Source organism: Fodinicola acaciae, assembly GCF_010993745.1.
Taxonomy (GTDB): Bacteria; Actinomycetota; Actinomycetes; order Mycobacteriales; family HKI-0501; genus Fodinicola; species Fodinicola acaciae.
On sequence record NZ_WOTN01000001.1, the window covers coordinates 1,405,033 to 1,420,829 of the forward strand.

General features: G+C 68.5%; 16 protein-coding genes. 8 read left to right on the forward strand and 8 right to left on the reverse strand.

Annotated elements, in window-relative coordinates; genetic code table 11:
- Positions 1–72 precede the first annotated feature (72 nt).
- Positions 73–279 (reverse strand): ubiquitin-like protein Pup, encoded by a 207-nt coding sequence (locus GNX95_RS06640; RefSeq protein ID WP_163506240.1) that lies wholly within the window; start codon positions 277–279, stop codon positions 73–75.
- Between the two features lie 154 nt (positions 280–433).
- Complete coding sequence (gene dop / locus GNX95_RS06645) at positions 434–1,939, reverse strand: depupylase/deamidase Dop (protein ID WP_163507887.1); 1,506 nt, start codon at positions 1,937–1,939, stop codon at positions 434–436.
- Positions 1,940–2,071: 132 nt separating this feature from the next.
- Between dop and GNX95_RS06650 the strand changes: the two genes are divergently transcribed.
- The gene (locus tag GNX95_RS06650) at positions 2,072–3,058 is read left to right on the forward strand and encodes a helix-turn-helix transcriptional regulator (protein ID WP_163506241.1); all 987 of its coding nucleotides are present in this window, start codon (positions 2,072–2,074) and stop codon (positions 3,056–3,058) included.
- Positions 3,059–3,128: 70 nt separating this feature from the next.
- The gene (locus GNX95_RS06655; protein ID WP_163506242.1) at positions 3,129–3,899 is read left to right on the forward strand and encodes an SDR family NAD(P)-dependent oxidoreductase; all 771 of its coding nucleotides are present in this window, start codon (positions 3,129–3,131) and stop codon (positions 3,897–3,899) included.
- 61 nt (positions 3,900–3,960) lie between these two features.
- On the opposite strand, the gene GNX95_RS06660 is transcribed toward GNX95_RS06655, so the two are convergent.
- Complete coding sequence (locus GNX95_RS06660) at positions 3,961–4,629, reverse strand: VC0807 family protein (protein WP_222853430.1); 669 nt, start codon at positions 4,627–4,629, stop codon at positions 3,961–3,963.
- Between the two features lie 214 nt (positions 4,630–4,843).
- Between GNX95_RS06660 and GNX95_RS06665 the strand changes: the two genes are divergently transcribed.
- Positions 4,844–5,734 (forward strand): endonuclease/exonuclease/phosphatase family protein, encoded by an 891-nt coding sequence (locus GNX95_RS06665; protein ID WP_163506243.1) that lies wholly within the window; start codon positions 4,844–4,846, stop codon positions 5,732–5,734.
- 20 nt (positions 5,735–5,754) lie between these two features.
- On the opposite strand, the gene GNX95_RS06670 is transcribed toward GNX95_RS06665, so the two are convergent.
- Entirely contained in the window at positions 5,755–6,291 is a 537-nt protein-coding gene (locus tag GNX95_RS06670) for an acyltransferase (protein ID WP_163506244.1), read from the reverse strand.
- 101 nt (positions 6,292–6,392) lie between these two features.
- Here GNX95_RS06670 and GNX95_RS44000 point away from each other — a divergent pair, with 101 nt between their 5' ends.
- Together GNX95_RS44000 and GNX95_RS06680 are read left to right on the forward strand one after the other, a co-directional pair.
- The gene (locus tag GNX95_RS44000) at positions 6,393–7,253 is read left to right on the forward strand and encodes a nitroreductase/quinone reductase family protein (protein WP_163506245.1); all 861 of its coding nucleotides are present in this window, start codon (positions 6,393–6,395) and stop codon (positions 7,251–7,253) included.
- A complete protein-coding gene (locus GNX95_RS06680) occupies positions 7,253–7,846 on the forward strand; it encodes a hypothetical protein (RefSeq protein ID WP_163506246.1) in 594 nt (197 codons plus the stop codon). Before GNX95_RS44000 ends, GNX95_RS06680 begins: the two co-directional genes overlap by 1 nt.
- A gap of 51 nt (positions 7,847–7,897) precedes the next feature.
- On the opposite strand, the gene arc is transcribed toward GNX95_RS06680, so the two are convergent.
- The 4 genes from arc to GNX95_RS06700 form a co-directional block, all read right to left on the reverse strand.
- The gene (arc, locus tag GNX95_RS06685; RefSeq protein WP_425483873.1) at positions 7,898–9,694 is read right to left on the reverse strand and encodes a proteasome ATPase; all 1,797 of its coding nucleotides are present in this window, start codon (positions 9,692–9,694) and stop codon (positions 7,898–7,900) included.
- Between the two features lie 158 nt (positions 9,695–9,852).
- Entirely contained in the window at positions 9,853–10,461 is a 609-nt protein-coding gene (locus GNX95_RS06690; RefSeq protein ID WP_163506248.1) for a hypothetical protein, read from the reverse strand.
- Positions 10,451–11,368 carry a tRNA (adenine-N1)-methyltransferase gene (locus GNX95_RS06695; RefSeq protein ID WP_163506249.1) on the reverse strand — a complete coding sequence of 306 codons (918 nt, stop codon included), beginning with the start codon at positions 11,366–11,368 and terminating at the stop codon, positions 10,451–10,453. The genes GNX95_RS06690 and GNX95_RS06695 overlap by 11 nt, the downstream gene beginning before the upstream one ends.
- A gap of 40 nt (positions 11,369–11,408) precedes the next feature.
- Positions 11,409–12,617, reverse strand: coding sequence for a site-2 protease family protein (locus tag GNX95_RS06700; RefSeq protein WP_163506250.1), 1,209 nt, complete (start codon positions 12,615–12,617; stop codon positions 11,409–11,411).
- A gap of 85 nt (positions 12,618–12,702) precedes the next feature.
- Between GNX95_RS06700 and GNX95_RS06705 the strand changes: the two genes are divergently transcribed.
- From GNX95_RS06705 to GNX95_RS06715, 3 genes are all read left to right on the forward strand, one after another.
- Complete coding sequence (locus GNX95_RS06705; protein ID WP_163506251.1) at positions 12,703–13,590, forward strand: RecB family exonuclease; 888 nt, start codon at positions 12,703–12,705, stop codon at positions 13,588–13,590.
- A 76-nt stretch (positions 13,591–13,666) separates the two neighbouring features.
- Positions 13,667–14,869 carry a sensor histidine kinase gene (locus GNX95_RS06710; RefSeq protein WP_163506252.1) on the forward strand — a complete coding sequence of 401 codons (1,203 nt, stop codon included), beginning with the start codon at positions 13,667–13,669 and terminating at the stop codon, positions 14,867–14,869.
- Positions 14,866–15,543: a response regulator gene (locus GNX95_RS06715; protein ID WP_163506253.1), complete on the forward strand. Its 678-nt coding sequence runs from the start codon at positions 14,866–14,868 to the stop codon at positions 15,541–15,543. The genes GNX95_RS06710 and GNX95_RS06715 overlap by 4 nt, the downstream gene beginning before the upstream one ends.
- Positions 15,544–15,797: the final 254 nt, after the last annotated feature.

A 15,797-nucleotide genomic window follows, 5' to 3' on the forward strand; every position in this document is an offset into this window, starting at 1 on the left:
TGCTTGTCTCCTCACAGGTCAGGCAGGGAAATTCTCGTCGGTGACCATACCGGCAGCGGCCGGCACCGCGGCCTACTGGCCGCCTTTCTGCACGTAACCGCGGACGAACTCCTCGGCGTTCTCCTCCAGCACCGAGTCGATCTCGTCCAGCACGTCGTCGACGTCGTCGGAGAGCTTCTCGTGCCGCTCGGCCGCCTCCGGACTCGGCTCCGGCGCCGGCGTCTCCTCGTCCTCAGTGCTCCGGCGGTGCTGCTGACCGCCACTTTCCCGCGTTGCCATCGGCGCTCCCGGTGTCGAGCGAAACGTGCCTATGTCCAAACGATATCTCGCCGAACCGGCAGCGGCGCGCAGTCGCCATCGGCCACGGGCAAGAAATTCTTACGCTCTCAGCTTCATCACCGCTGGGTGATTTGCGACGGATGCCGGAACCAACCTATTTCGGTGCGCCGGTGATCGTATCGATCAACTGCTCGGCGGTGTCGCACCGGTCGAGCAGGTCCTTGACGTGTGCCGCGGTGCCGCGCGTCGGCTCCATCATCGGCACGCGTACGAGCGACTCACGGCCGACGTCGAAGATCACCGAGTCCCAGCTCGCCGCGACCACCGAGCCGCCGAACTTCTGCAGGCAGCGGCCGCGGAAGTACGCGCGCGTCTCTTCCGGCGGCGCGGTGGTCGCACTCAGCACCTGCTCCTCGGTCACCAGCCGCTCCACCGCACCACGCGCCACCAGCCGGTTGTAGAGACCCTTCTCCGGCCGTACGTCCGCATATTGCAGGTCGACCAGCTGCAGCCGCGAGGAGCCCCAGCCGAGCCGGTCACGGTCGCGATAACCCTGCAGCAGCCGCAGCTTGGCGACCCAGTCCAGCTCGCGGGAGCACTTCATCGGGTCGTCGCCGAGCCGCTCCAGCACCGATTCCCACCGGTTGAGCACGTCCAGCGTCTGCTCGTCGGCGTCGGTGCCGTAACGATCCTCGACGAACTTGCGCGCGCGCTGACAGTATTCGTGCTGGATCTGCAGCGCGGTCAACCGGCGCCCGTCGCGCATCCGCAGCTGGTGTTTGAGCGACACGTCGTGCGAGACGCGGTGCAGCTCGCCGACCGGCTCCGCGATGGCCAGGTCGTCCGGCAGGAATCTGGCCTCGATCATGGCCAGGACCAGCGAGGTCGTGCCGACCTTCAGGTACGTCGAGACCTCGCACAGGTTGGCGTCGCCGATGATCACGTGCAGCCGGCGGTATTTGTCCGCGTCGGCGTGCGGCTCGTCGCGCGTGTTGATGATCGGCCGCTTCAGCGTGGTCTCCAGGCCGACCTCGACCTCGAAGTAGTCGGCGCGCTGCGACAGCTGGAAACCGTCCTGCGAGCCGTCCTGGCCGATGCCGACCCGGCCGGCGCCGCAGATCACCTGCCGGGTGACGAAGAACGGCGTGAGGTGCGCGACGATCTCGGCGAACGGCGTCTCGCGGCTGCACAGGTAGTTTTCGTGCGAGCCGTACGAGGCGCCCTTGTTGTCGGTGTTGTTCTTGTAGAGCTGCAGCGGCGGCGCGCCGGGGACCGTGCTGGCACGCTGTGCCGCCTCGGCCATCACCCGCTCACCGGCCTTGTCCCACAGCACGACGTCCAGCGGTGTCATGACCTCCGGCGTCGAATACTCCGGATGCGCGTGGTCGACATAGAGCCGAGCGCCGTTGGTCAGGATCAGGTTGGCCAGGCCCAGATCCTCGTCGGCCAGTGCCTCAGCCGGGTCGTACAGCGCGCCGCCGAAAGTGAAGCCGCGCGCGTCGCGCAGCGGCGACTCCTCCTCGTAGTCCCACCGGGTCCGCCGCTGCCGGGCCAGCTCCTCGCGGGAGCCGTACGCGTTGACGACCAGGGACGAGGTCACCATGGGGTTGGCCTGGGGCTGGCCGGGCACCGCGATGCCGTATTCGACCTCGGTGCCCATCACCCGTCGTGTTGTCACCAACTCAGCCTAATGGCCTCGGCTGACAGGAGTGCCGTGGTGTGCGTGATCTGACCGTGCGGCCGGCGGCCATCTAGGCCGGCTTGTGTCCTAGATGGCTGCGATGCTGGTGTGGTGACGGATACGCCTGGACGCCTGCTGAGCCTGTTGTCGCTGCTGCAGATGCCGCGTGAGTGGCCCGGCAGCGAACTCGCCGACCGACTCGGTGTCAGCACGCGTACGGTCCGGCGCGACATCGAACGGCTGCGCGACCTCGGCTATCCGGTCCGCGCGTCGATGGGGACGACCGGCGGATATCAGCTGGTCGCGGGCTCGGCTATGCCGCCGCTGCTGCTCGACGACGAGGAGGCGGTGGCCATCGCGGTCGGCCTGCGTACGGCGGCGCGTCAGCCGGTCGACGGCATCGAGGACGCGTCCGTACGCGCGTTGGGCAAGCTGTTGCAGGTGCTGCCGTCCCGCTTGCGGCATCGCGTACGCAACCTCGGCACCGCGACGCTCTCCTGGAACATGGACGGGCCGGTGATCGATCCAGAGGTGTTGGCCACTGTCGCCGGCGCGGCGACCGCCAGCGAGCGGCTGCGGTTCGGGTACGTCGCGGGCGACGGCACCCAGACGCGCCGGTTCGTCGAGCCGCACCGGCTGGTCGCCGCCGGGCACCGCTGGTATCTGGTCGCGTACGACCTCGAGCGCGGCGACTGGCGGATCTTCCGGGTCGACCGGATCGCCCGGCCACAGCTGACCGGCGTGCGGACGCCACCGCGCGAGCTGCCGGCGACGGACGCGGTCGCGTACGTGCGCGACCGGATGTATGGCCTGCTGCCAACCTACAGGGCCGACGTCACGGTCCAGCTGCCGGCGGACGCGGTCATGCAGCGTTTCGGCGAACAGTTCGGAGACGTCACGCCGATCGACGAGCACAGCTGCCGCGTACGGTCGGCCGCCGACACCTTGGAGTGGCTGGCCTTCCGGTTCGTGCAGCTGGGATGCGAGTTCGAGGTGCACGGCCCGCCGGAGCTCGCCGAGCACCTGCGCCAACTCGGCGGGCGCGTGCTGCGCGGTGTCGGCGCGCAGATCTCCGGACACGAACTTCCACAGATCTGATGACGACACCTCACCCTCCGCTGCGGCAACCTGACCTGGTCGTGACGCAGACCAGGAGGACCTGACCACCATGTTGCTGGAGAAGAAGAACGCGATCATCTACGGCGCCGGCGGATCGCTCGGCGCGGCGGTCGCGAAGAAGTTCGCCGCCGAGGGCGCGCGCGTGTTCCTGGCCGGGCGTACGAAGGAAACGCTCGCCGCGGTGGCCGCCGAGATCGGCGAGAAGGCCGAGGTCGACGTCGTCGACGCGCTGGACGAGCGCGCCATCGACGAGCACGCGGCGTCGGTCGTGGAGCGCGGCGGCAGCATCGACGTGTCGCTCAACCTGATCACCCGCGGCGACGTACAGGGCATCCCGCTGCTGGACATGAGCCCCGGTGACCTTGTCGAGTGCATCGTCAACGGCGTCACCGCCAACTTCCTCACCGCGCGCGCCGCCGGCCGGCAGATGGTCCGCCAGGGCCACGGCACCATCCTCGGCCTGAACAGCGGCTCGGCGCAGGGCAGCCCGATGATGGGTGGCACCGGCCTGGCCGACGCGGCCACCGACACGCTGATCCGCAATCTGGCGATCGAGCTGGGACCGGCGGGCGTACGCGTGCTGGGCCTGTGGGTCGCCGGCGTGCCGGAGACACTGACGGTGGAGAAGCTCTCGAAGGTCAACGCCAACATCACCGCCGAGGCCGTACAGGGCATCCTGGACAACCTGGCCGGCATGCGGCTCACCAAACGCTCACCGCGGATCGACGAGGTGGCCGCGACGATCGCCTTCCTCGCCTCCGACCAGGCCGCCGGCATCACCGGCACGATGGTCAACGTGACCTCGATGTTCACCAGCTGATGGCGCGGTCGACACGTGGCCGAAGGCCTTCCTCGCGTTGGAGGAAGGCCTTCGGTTCGGCTTACTTGACCAGAACCGGCGCCGGCGTCGTGGCGAACATGCCCTCCCGGCGGCGCCGGCGGACGTATCGCATGGTCCACAGGATCAGCAGGCCGATGACGGCGATGCCGGTCATCTGGGACAGGCCGGCCATCACGTCCACCGGCAGCAGATAGACCAGCGGGATGCGGACCGCCGCCTCGACCAGCAGCGTGCAACCCCAGACCAGCGACATGGTGCGGAAGGTCTGCCGGAAACGCGGTTCGGTGGCGTAGCGCCGGTCCATCTCGGCGACCTTCTCCGGCGTCCCGGCGGCGAACCGCCGAGCGCCGTAGTAGACCATCGGCTTGCCGAAGAAGCTGGTGACCAGGAAGATCGCGCCGACCAGGCTGGTGCCGAACGAGTCCTTCACCAGCAGGAAGCGCGCGTCGCCGGTCACGAACGTCATGGCCAGGCCGAAGACGAAGGTCGCCAGCATGAACACGGCGAAACCGTCCAGCTTCCGTGCCCTGACCGCGACGTAGAGCGTGCGTACGCCGGCCACCACCGAGCCGGCCAGCAGCGAGAGGTATTCGTCGAAGCCGAAAAACCGCAGGCCGTAGTAGGCGATGATCGGCAGGCCCACGTCCGCGATCAGGCCGATCGCCAGCTTCTTCATCGCTCGTTGCCGCGGTGCGGCGCTCTCGGTCATCAAGGTCTCCCCATGAGATGTCGTCTGACATCACTGACACTATGGCCGTTATGCAGGCGTTTCTTCGGTCCGCGGGTGGGTACGCGAGGTTCCACCCTGGGGTGGAGGGGTCAACCCGACGCGCGTCCTTCACATGCCGGCCTTCGACAGGCAAAGATCCGGTCAAGTCCGGCCGGGTAGCGTGCGGTGACCCTGTCCCGCACCAGGAGGATCCATGCCGCGCTGGCCGTACGCCGTCATGCTCGTCGCCGTAGCCGTGTTCACCAGCCTGCTCACCACCGGATCGGCCGCCACCGCTTCCGGAGGCCTGCCGGTACGCGGCGACCAGCTGCACGTGATGACGTTCAACCTCCGCTATGCCAGCACCACCACACCGAACTCGTGGGCCGAGCGGCGGCCGGTGATGGCCAGCCTGCTGCGCCGCGAGCGGCCACACCTGATCGGCACGCAGGAGGGACTTTTCGAGCAGCTCAACGACATCGGCGACGACCTCGGCTCGAGCTACCGGTCACTGGGCCTCGGCCGCGAAGGCGGGTCCAACGGCGAGTTCATGATGATCTTCTACGACTCCAGGCGACTGCGCGTGATGGCGTACGACCACTACTGGCTCTCGGACACTCCGCTGGTGATGGGGTCGAAGACCTGGGGCGGCTGCTGCGCGCGGATGGTCACCTGGGCTCGCTTCCTCGACCGGCGTACGCACAAGCAGTTCTACGCGATCAACAGCCACTTCGAGGCGTTCGACGCGGTCGCGCGGTCCAAGGCGGCTGACCTGGTGTTGCAGCGCGAGGCGCAGCTGGACCCGAAGCTGCCGGTGATCATGACCGCAGACTTCAACGAGGCCGGCAAGCCCGGCGAGACCGTCTACGACAAGCTGGTGACCAATGGTCCGTTCAGGGACAGCTGGGTCACCGCCGCGCGCCGGAGCCCGCTCTACGCGACCTTCCACGGTTATCGGCCGCTGGTCCCGGACGGCGACCGGATCGACTGGATCCTCACCTCGCCGGGGATCACCACCTCGGCTGCACTGATCAACACCTACCAGCGCGGCGGCCAGTATCCCAGCGACCACCTGCCGGTGCAGTCAGCGATCACGCTGCACTAGGGCCTGTTTCGAAACAGGCCCTAGGCGAGCAGCGAGTCGTCCGGACGGTCGGCGGCCTTGGACACCACGTCGCCGTTGCGGTTGACCCAGCCGATCGGCCGCGCCGGGTTGCCGACGACGAGCCGGTGCGGCTCCACGTCCTTGGTCACCACGGCACCGGCGGCGACGAAGGCGTACTCCCCGATCTCCACGCCACACACGACCGTCACGCCGCCGCCGATGGTCGCGCCACGGCGTACGACCGTCGGCGACACCTTCCAGTCGTCCTTGGTGGCGCGCGGGTTGAGGTCGTTGGTGAAGACCGCGGACGGACCGACGAAGACCTCGTCCTCGAGCGTCACGCCGACATACACGGAGACGTTGTTCTGGATCTTGCAGCGGTCGCCGATGACCACGCCGGGATCGACGTAGACGTTGCGACCGAGGTTGCAGTCGCGGCCAACCTTGGCGCCGGACCGTACGTACGACAGGTGCCAGACCTTCGTGCCGGCCCCGATCACGGCGCCGTCGTCGGCGGACGCGGTCGGATGGATGTACGCAGCCTCGGTCGTCGTCATGCCGCCATTGTCCAGAATCACCGCCGCGCGCCGGCAGCCAGGGCTTGCCGAGATTTAGTTATGCGCATAACGTTATGCGCATAACTAATTAAGGAGACGTCATGGACTTCGCTCAGGCCGACGCACTCAACCAGGCCATCCGCATGCTGAGCCTGCGCCACCGCGCCAGAGCCGCCGAGCTGCTGGCGCCGCTGGGTCTGCACACCGGCCAGGAAGCGCTGCTGCTCCAGCTCGACCGGACCGGACCGATGATCCAGGCCCAGCTGAGCGAGGCACTTGGCTGCGAGCCGCCGAGCGTCACACTCATGACCCGTAAACTGGAGGCCAGTGGCCACATCAGCCGCAAACCCGCGCCGTCGGACAAGCGCGCCAGCATCGTCGAGCTGACCGACAGCGGCCGGGACCTCGTCGGCAAGGTCAAATGGCTGTGGCGGGTGCTGGCCGAGGAGACCATCGCCGGTCTGCCGGCCCAGACCGTCACCGAGCTCCCCCGCGTCCTGAACACCCTCACGGCCAACGTCGACAACCGCGACCGAGAGCCGGCGATGGGTACGCCGGAGTGGATCCGCGGCCATCTCGATCAGATCGAGCGCACCGGGACCACCGACGGCGTCACCGTGAAGGGCCGTCCGACGGTGCTCCTGACCTACCGCGGCGCCAAGACCGGCAAAATCCGCCGGGCAACGCTCATGCGGGTCGAACACGACGGCCGATATGCGGCCGTCGCGTCGAAGGCCGGACTACCAACCAACCCGCGGTGGTACGCCAGCCTGCTCGCGCAGCCAGAGGTCAATCTCCAAGACGGCGTGGTCACCGGCGACTACCGGGCCCGTGAGGTGTTCGGCGACGAAAAGGCGCTCTGGTGGCGCCGCGCGGTCGACGCGTACCCCGACTATGCCGACTACCAGCGCTCAACCGACCGGCAGATCCCCGTTCTCGTACTCGAACCGAGGTCACGCTGATGCACGAAAAGGTGTTCGCTCAGGCCTGGGACGACCCAGCCAATACGCGATACGAGATGCGGCCGATCGACGTCAACGCCGTGTTGGCCGAGCGTTACGAGGTCAGCGAGCCGTTGGTCCTTACGCGAACGATGTTGTGGGACATCGAAGTGCGCAAGGCGCGGCGGCCGGACATCTACATCCCGCGAGTGGTGGCCGAAGGAAGCGCACAGGCGTGGGGAGGCGACGATACGTACGTCCGCAGGTCGTCCCAGCGTCTGTGGCTGGAGCCCCACCGGCACGGCCTGATCATCGAACAGACCCACCTCGACCACGCCAGCCAGACGGTCACCTTCATCGGCGCGGCCAGCCACCCCGGCCCCGACGGAGCACCTCTGCGGGCGACCACCGACCAACCGCTCTTCCATGTCGAGCACGCCGTCGGCGGCACCGAGGACCAGCCGCTGAACCTGTGGCGTACGGTCCACCTCACCGCCGAGCCGGACCAGCGGATCGTCGACGTGTTCGCGCGCATCGACGAGGACCCGTGGCTGCCGATCTTCGTCGAGATCTACGTCAGGGACGTGCTGCGCATCGGCCTGACCCGTCGCTGACAGCCAAACGCCTGACCGGCGGTGCCGGTCAGGCGTTTGCCGCGGTGCGTCCTACAGGTATTGGCCGGTGTTGGCGACGGTGTCGATCGACCGGCCGGCCTCGGCACCCTTGCTGCCGGTGACGAGCGTACGGATGTAGACGATCCGCTCACCCTTCTTGCCGGAGATCCGGGCCCAGTCGTCCGGGTTGGTGGTGTTGGGCAGGTCCTCGTTCTCCCGGAACTCGTCGACGCACGAGTCCATCAGGTGCTGCATCCGCAGGCCCTTGCCGCCGGTCAGCAGGAAGTCCTTGATGGCCATCTTCTTCGCGCGGTCCACGATGTTCTGGATCATCGCGCCGGAGTTGAAGTCCTTGAAGTAGAGCACTTCCTTGTCACCGTTGGCATAGGTGACCTCCAGGAACTTGTTTTCCTCCGACTCGGAGTACATCCGCTCGACCACCCGCTGGATCATCTCCTGCACGGTGGCCTGCCGGTCCTTGCCGTGCTCGGCCAGGTCGTCGGAGTGCAGCGGCACCTCGGTGGTGATGTATTTGGAGAAGATGTCCCTGGCCGCCTCGGCGTCCGGCCGCTCGATCTTGATCTTCACGTCCAGCCGGCCGGGCCGCAGGATGGCCGGGTCGATCATGTCCTCGCGGTTGGACGCGCCGATCACGATCACGTTTTCCAAGCCCTCGACGCCGTCGATCTCCGACAGCAGCTGCGGGACGATCGTGTTCTCCACGTCGGAGGAGACACCGGAGCCACGCGTGCGGAAGATCGAGTCCATCTCGTCGAAGAACACGATCACCGGGGTGCCTTCGGAGGCCTTCTCCCTGGCGCGCTGGAACACCAGCCGGATGTGCCGCTCGGTCTCACCGACGTACTTGTTGAGCAGCTCCGGGCCTTTGATGTTGAGGAAGTACGACTTGGTGTTGCGGTCGGCGGTCGGGTCCTCGCCGCGCACCTCGGCCACCTTCTTGGCCAGCGAGTTGGCCACCGCCTTGGCGATCAGCGTCTTGCCGCAGCCGGGCGGACCATAGAGCAGCACGCCCTTCGGCGGCCGCAGCTGGTGCTCGCGGAACAGGTCGGCGTGCAGGAACGGCAGCTCGACCGCGTCCCGGATCGCCTCGATCTGGCTGGACAGGCCACCGATGTCGGTGTAGTCGATGTCCGGCACCTCTTCGAGGACCAGCTCCTCGACCTCGGACTTGGGGATCCGCTCGTACACGTAGCCGCTGCGGGTCTCCAGCAGCAACGCGTCACCGGCACGCAGCGGTGCCTCGGTCAGCGAGTCGGCCAGGTGGACGACGCGCTCCTCGTCGGCGCGGCCGACGACCAACGCGCGGTCGGCCAGACCGTCGGCGTTGTGCAGCAGCTCCTTGAGGCTCACCACCTCGCCGGCACGCTCGAAGCCGAGCGCCAGCACGACGTTGAGCGAGTCGTTGAGCAGGACCTCCTGGCCCTTGCGCAGCTCGTCGATCTCCACCGACGGCGACACCGCGACCCGCAGCTTGCGGCCACCGGTGAAGACGTCGACGGTGTTGTCGGCCTGCACCTCCAGCACCACGCCGAAACCGCTCGGCGGCTGCGCCAGCCGGTCGATCTCCTCCTTGAGCTGGACGATCTGCTCGCGCGCGTCGCGCAAGGTCGACACCAGCTTCTCGTTTTGCTCACCGAGCCGCGCCACGTTGGCGTGGGCGGCGGCGAGCCGCTCCTCGATGCCTCGTACGTGCCTGGGGCCCTCGGTGAGCTTGCGGCGCAGCAGTGAGACCTCTTCCTGCAGGAAGCCGATCTGAGAGTTGAGGTCCTGCACCTCCTTCTCGTAGCGCGCAGCACGAGCCGAAGCGTTCTCCCGGTCATCGGACACGAGCACTCACCTCCCTGACGGGTCTCCCCTGCGGGATACGACCCGGTTCAAGCGTAAACGGTTCGGGCACCACACGCTGACAGCCGCGTGCCCAGATCGTTGCAGGACAGCGTTTCCGGCCGGTTACCCGGGGGTGATGACCGGACGGATGTGGCCAACTACCGGCTGGTGCCAGTGATGGTCCTGCCCCCGATTCTGGAGGCGACCAACTGGACGAACTCCTGGACCCGGCGGACCTGCCCGTCGCCACCGTTGGCCACCGTCTTGGCGAACCGGATGGCGTCGTGCCTGATCACCGTGGCCGTGCCGTCCGCCGACTCCAGCTGCTCGGCCTCGTCGAGGGTCCGCAGCAGGACGTACGCCTCGATCTCGGAGACCTGCGTGTCGCCGTTGTCCTCGCGGGTCAGGTGCCGCCGCGAGCCGACCTCGGCGATCGCCGACAGCGGGGTGATCCGCACCGCCGAGGTCATGGCTCCTGTCCCAGCATCTGGGACATCCTCGCCATGCCACAGGATCAGCCGGTCGCCGTCGCAGAGCACGACCTCCTGCCACACCTGTCCGCCGTCGAGAACGACGCGCTCAAGGGTGAAACCGAGCACCGGCCGGTCGCCGAGCGCCATCGCCAGGTCGTCGAGCGCCAGCTCCGGGTCGCGCAGGTAGGCCTTGGCGGCCTCGGCCAGGTCGGTGTACGGAGACCAGTCCGGAAAGACGATGTCCGAGCTGGGCCCGCGACCCCGCTCCTCGTAATCACGCGATCTACCGAACATCGGCTCCCCCAGTCACTCCATCGTCCTTTGCCGCCTTGGCACGCTGCGCCTCGTACGCCTCCGTGCCTTTGGACGGCTTACGTTGCCGGCGTGGCGCGACGACACCGTCGGCGAGCCGCCGGGCCGACACCAGGAAGGCCGTGTGGCCGACCATCCGGTGCGACGGGCGTACGGCCAACCCCTCCGCGCTCCACTCACGTACGAGCGTCTCCCAGGCCCGCGGCTCGGTGAACGACCCGTGTTCGCGCAACGCCTCCACCACCGCCGAGAGCTGCGTCGTGGTGGCCACGTAGGCAACGAGTACGCCGCCCGGCATCAGCACGCGCCCGACCGGTCCGAGCACTTCCCATGGCGCGAGCATGTCCAGGATGACGCGGTGGATGCTCGCCGGCTCCAGGTCGTCGGCGACGGCAGCGACGTCCGCGGTGGTCAGCCGCCAGTTGGCCGGCGCCTTGCCGAAGAAGTTTTCCACGTTGCGGCTGGCGACCTCGGCGAAGTCGGCGCGCCGCTCGTACGAGTGCACCTCGCCGTCCGGTCCGACCGCGCGCAGCAGCGAGCAGGTCAGCGCGCCGGAGCCGGCGCCGGCCTCCAGCACACGCGCTCCCGGGAAGATGTCGCCCTCGGCGACGATCTGCGCCGCGTCCTTCGGATAGACGACCGCGGCACCGCGCGGCATCGACAGCACATAGTCGGCCAGCCGCGGCCGCAGGGCGAGATAGCCGGTGCCGCCGCTGGAGGTGACGACGCAACCTTCGGGCGCGCCGATCAGGTCGTCGTGCGGCAGCGCGCCGCGGTGCGTGTGGAACGTGCGTCCCGGCTCCAGGACGACGGTGTGCAGCCGGCCCTTCGGGTCGGTCAGCTGCACACGATCGCCAGGCCGGAACACGCCGCCGTGGCCGGTGCTCACGCAGCCTCCAGCCGCTGATTGATCATGAGTTTTCCCTGTCCTACTGGCGTACCGAACCGGGGTCGAGCACTTCGGCGATCGATCGCGCGGCGAGTACGCCGACGATCTGCGCGCCGCTCGGCGAGCCGCCGGCCGGCAGCTGGTCGACGACCAGGTATTCGGTCGCCGGCTCCGCCTGGACGGCTCGTACGACGTCCTCGCCGGCGAGCGTCGCCGGCAGCACGAGCCCCGGCTGAAGCGTACGGGCCGCGTCCGACACCGACATCCACGGCCGGCGCTCCTCCGGCGTGTGCGCCACCGCCTCGCTTGAGACGATCGCCTCCGCACGGTTTTCCGAGTCGACGACGACGATCCCCGGCCGGCCAGCCTCGCCAGCGCGGCGCAGCGCCTCGGCCAACGGCAGGTCGGCCGGCACCAACAGCGCCGGCAGCGCCAGCCGTCCGGCGTGCAGCAGGCCGAACCGGTCGCCGAGCCGGCCGGCCCTGATCGCCTGGGTCGCGCCCTGCCAGAGGAACATCGCGATGAACAGGCTCAGCACCAGACTGAAGGACAGCACGCCACCGCCACTGGTCAGACTGAACAGCGTCAGGCCGATGACCGCGACCGCGACGACCCGACCGGTCCAGCCGGCGAAGGTGGTCGCGCGGAACTTGTTCTTGGTGAGCCACCAGACGACGGCCCGCAGCATCGTGCCGCCGTCCAGGGGCAAGCCGGGCAGCAGGTTGAAGATGCCCACGAAAGCGTTGGAAAACGCCAACTGCAGGATCATCCAGCTCAGCAACGAGCCCGGGTCGGTGAACACGTACGCGACATAGCCGATCACCGCCAACACCAGGTTGACGGCCGGTCCGGCGAGGGCGATCAGCAGGTCGACACCGGGTCGCCGTGACTCAGCCTCGGTCTCGGTCAGACCACCGAGCATCCAGAGCGTCATCGCGTACACGTGGAGGCCGAACGCCTTGCTGGTGAGCGCGTGGCCGAGCTCGTGCAGCAACACCGACACGAACAGCAGCACCGTGAAGACCGCGGAGACGACGTACGTCTGCGGAGTCGTCAGGTTGGGTGCGTACGTGGAAACCGAGCCGGAGTAGGTGATGACCAACAGCAGCGCGACGACGAACCACATCCAGGAGATGTAGACCGGGATGCCGAAGACCCGGCCGATCTTCAGGCCACGGTTGGGTCCGGAGTCGTCATCCTGAGCCCGGCCACTGTCCGCAGACGTCCCGTCGGGCTGCTGTGTTGCCATCCCCCGATGCTACGGCGACTCGCCGGCTCCGGTGTCCCCGCCGTAGGTCCCCGGCATTGTCACAGCCGTGGCCTAGCCTGACGGTATGTCTGTAGCGGTGCCGGCAGCCTCAACAGGATCGCAGCGGTCACACGGAGACGTGACGGGCTCGCTGTCGCCGTCACGCGCGAGCGACTTCAAGACCTGTCCACTGCTCTACCGGTTTCGGGCGATCGACCGGCTGCCGCAGAAGCCGACGCCGCAGACCGCGCGCGGCACGCTCGTACACGCCGTGTTGGAGCGGCTGTTCGACGCCGCGGCGATGGAGCGTACGCCGCAGCACGCCGCCGACCTGCTGGAGCCGGAGTGGGCCAGGCTGACCGCCGAGGAGCCGGCACTGGCCGAGCTGTTCGGCGAGTCCGAGGAGCTGGCCGGCTGGCTGCAGTCGGCGCGCCGGATGCTCGACGGCTATTTCACCCTGGAGGACCCGATCCGGCTGGAGCCGGCCGAGCGCGAGCAGCTGGTCGAGGTGGTGCTGGAGTCGGGCCTGCGGCTGCGCGGCTTCGTCGACCGGCTCGACGTGGCGCCGACCGGCGAGATGCGCGTGGTCGACTACAAGACCGGCGCCGCGCCGCGTGAGGCTTTCGAAGGCAAGGCGCTGTTCCAGCTGAAGTTCTACGCGCTGGTGCTGTGGCGTTCGCGCGATGTCGTGCCACGGCTGCTGCGGCTGATGTATCTCGGCGACCGGGAAATCCTCGACTACGTCCCGGACATCGACGAGCTGCGCCGCTTCGAGCGCACGTTGCAGGCGCTGTGGACGGCGATCGACCGCGCCACCACACAGCGGGATTTCCGGCCCAGTCCCAGCAAGTTGTGCTCGTGGTGCGACCATCAGGCGCTGTGCCCGGCCTTCGGCGGCACGCCGCCGCCGTTCCCCGAGGTGCTGCCGGCACCGACCGACCCGCTCGCGATCACGCCGGCCACCGAGGACTGATCCTCCTGCCGGACGAGGCTCGAATCGCTCCTGGCGACGAATCGGCGGACCGTGACGCGGCGATACGGTTGTCCGCGTGAAGGGATCCGGGCTGCTCACGCGGCTGAGGGCGACACCGCAGTGGGTCGGCGACGTGAGCCTGGCCGCTGTCGTGCTGATCGTCGTCGCCGGCCTGCTGCTGGCGGCGGCAGCGACTCGGCCGTCCGACCCGGACATCCCGTGGCTGCGCAACGTCCCGCTCGTCATGGGGCTGTGCGTCGTCGGCGTCACACCGATCCTGATCCGCCGCTGGGTCTGGGCCTCCGCGGTGCTGGTCGCGGCGATCGCGGTGGCCGCGGTGCCGCTCGTCGGCTCCAACACCACCGAGGCGTACTCGCTGCTCGTCGTGATCTACACGGCGGCCGTACGCCTGCCGCCGCCACGCGCGGTCGGTGCCACCGCGATCGTGTCGGCGGGCATCGCATTGGCTTGCGTCGAGGCAAACGCGAACGTCGTTGTCTGGATGGCCAACGGGGTTTTCGTCGTCATTCCGTTCGCCATCGGCTCAGTCGTACGAACCCGGCGCGCCTACATCGCGGCCCTGGAGCAGCGCGCGATCGCGGCCGAGACGACTCGCGAGCTGACCGCGCGCGACGCCGTGCTGGCCGAGCGGCAACGCATCGCGCGGGAGTTGCACGACGTCGTCGCGCACCACATCAGCGTCATGGGGGTTATGGCGGCGGCGGCCCGGCGGACTTTGCGTACGAACCCCGAGGTGGCCGACGAAGCGCTCGGCACCATCGAGGACACCGGCCGGTCGACCCTCCGCGAAATGCGCCGCCTGCTGGACGTGTTACGCGACGAGAAGGACCCGTCGCTGCCGACCACACCGCAACCCGGCCTTCCCGGCCTGGAGGCGTTGGTGCACCAGGTCGGAGAGGCCGGCCTGACCGTACGCCTGCGGGTCGAAGGCGAGCCGATGCCGCTGGACTCCGGCGTCGACCTCACCCTGTTCCGGATCGTCCAGGAAGCGCTCACCAACACGCTCAAACACGCCGGTCCGACCAGCGCGGACGTGGTCGTACGGTATGGACCCGCGGACGTGGAGGTTACCGTCTCGGACAACGGTCGCGGTCCGGCCGGCGCCAACATCGGCGGCCACGGCCTGGTCGGCATGCGCGAGCGGGTCGGCCTCTACGCCGGCTCGCTCTACACCGGACCGGGTCCGGCCGGCGGCTTCACCGTACGCGCGACGGTGCCGTTCGACCGGCCAGCACACACGAAGGGAATTTCGGCGTGACCGACAGGACCAGTCCGGTGCGTGTCCTGCTGGTCGACGACCAGCCGCTGCTGCGTACCGGCTTCCGGATGGTGCTGGGCACCGAGCCGGACCTGGAGGTGATCGGCGAGGCGTCCGACGGCGAGGAAGGCGTCGACCTGGCTCGCCGGCTGCTGCCGGACGTCGTGCTGATGGACATCCGGATGCCACGACTGGACGGCGTGCAGGCCACCGCGCGGATCACCGCCGCGAAGCTGCCGGTGCGCGTACTGATCCTGACGACCTTCGACCTCGACGAGTACGTGCTCGGCGCGCTGCGAGCCGGTGCCAGTGGCTTCCTGTCGAAGGACGTGCCGGCCGAGGACCTGGTCGACGCCATCCACGTGGTGGCCTCCGGCGAGGCCGTCGTGGCGCCGCGGATCCTGCGCCGACTGCTCGACCGCTATGCCGACCGCCTCCCCGATCCGAACAGTCCGGCGGCGCCGGCACTGGAGGCACTCACCGAACGCGAGCGCGAGGTGCTCGTGCTGATGGCGCGCGGCCTGTCCAACGCGGAAATCGCCGCCAAGCTGGTTTTGGGCGAGACGACGGTGAAAACTCATGTCGGCCACGTGCTCACCAAGTTGGAATTGCGCGACCGCGTGCAGGCCGTGGTGCTCGCGTACGAATCCGGCCTGATCCGTCCCGGCACCTGAACGTTTTGCGTGCTGCGAAACAGTTTTCGCGCGTAACTCGACAAATAACGCACGGTGACGGCGAGAAATCCGCCGGAAGGCGGACCGGAACCAGCCAAGGTGATGACGTCATTCGGTTGCTCGAGCCTTTACGCTGGAGCTGGTCAGCTTGCTGGCCCGGCCGGACCTCTGTCGGGGGGAGGTCCGCGGCATCCCCCTCGCACCCCGAACCGATAGAGCACCACGAGCTCAACCAATGAGTCCGCCAGCCCGAG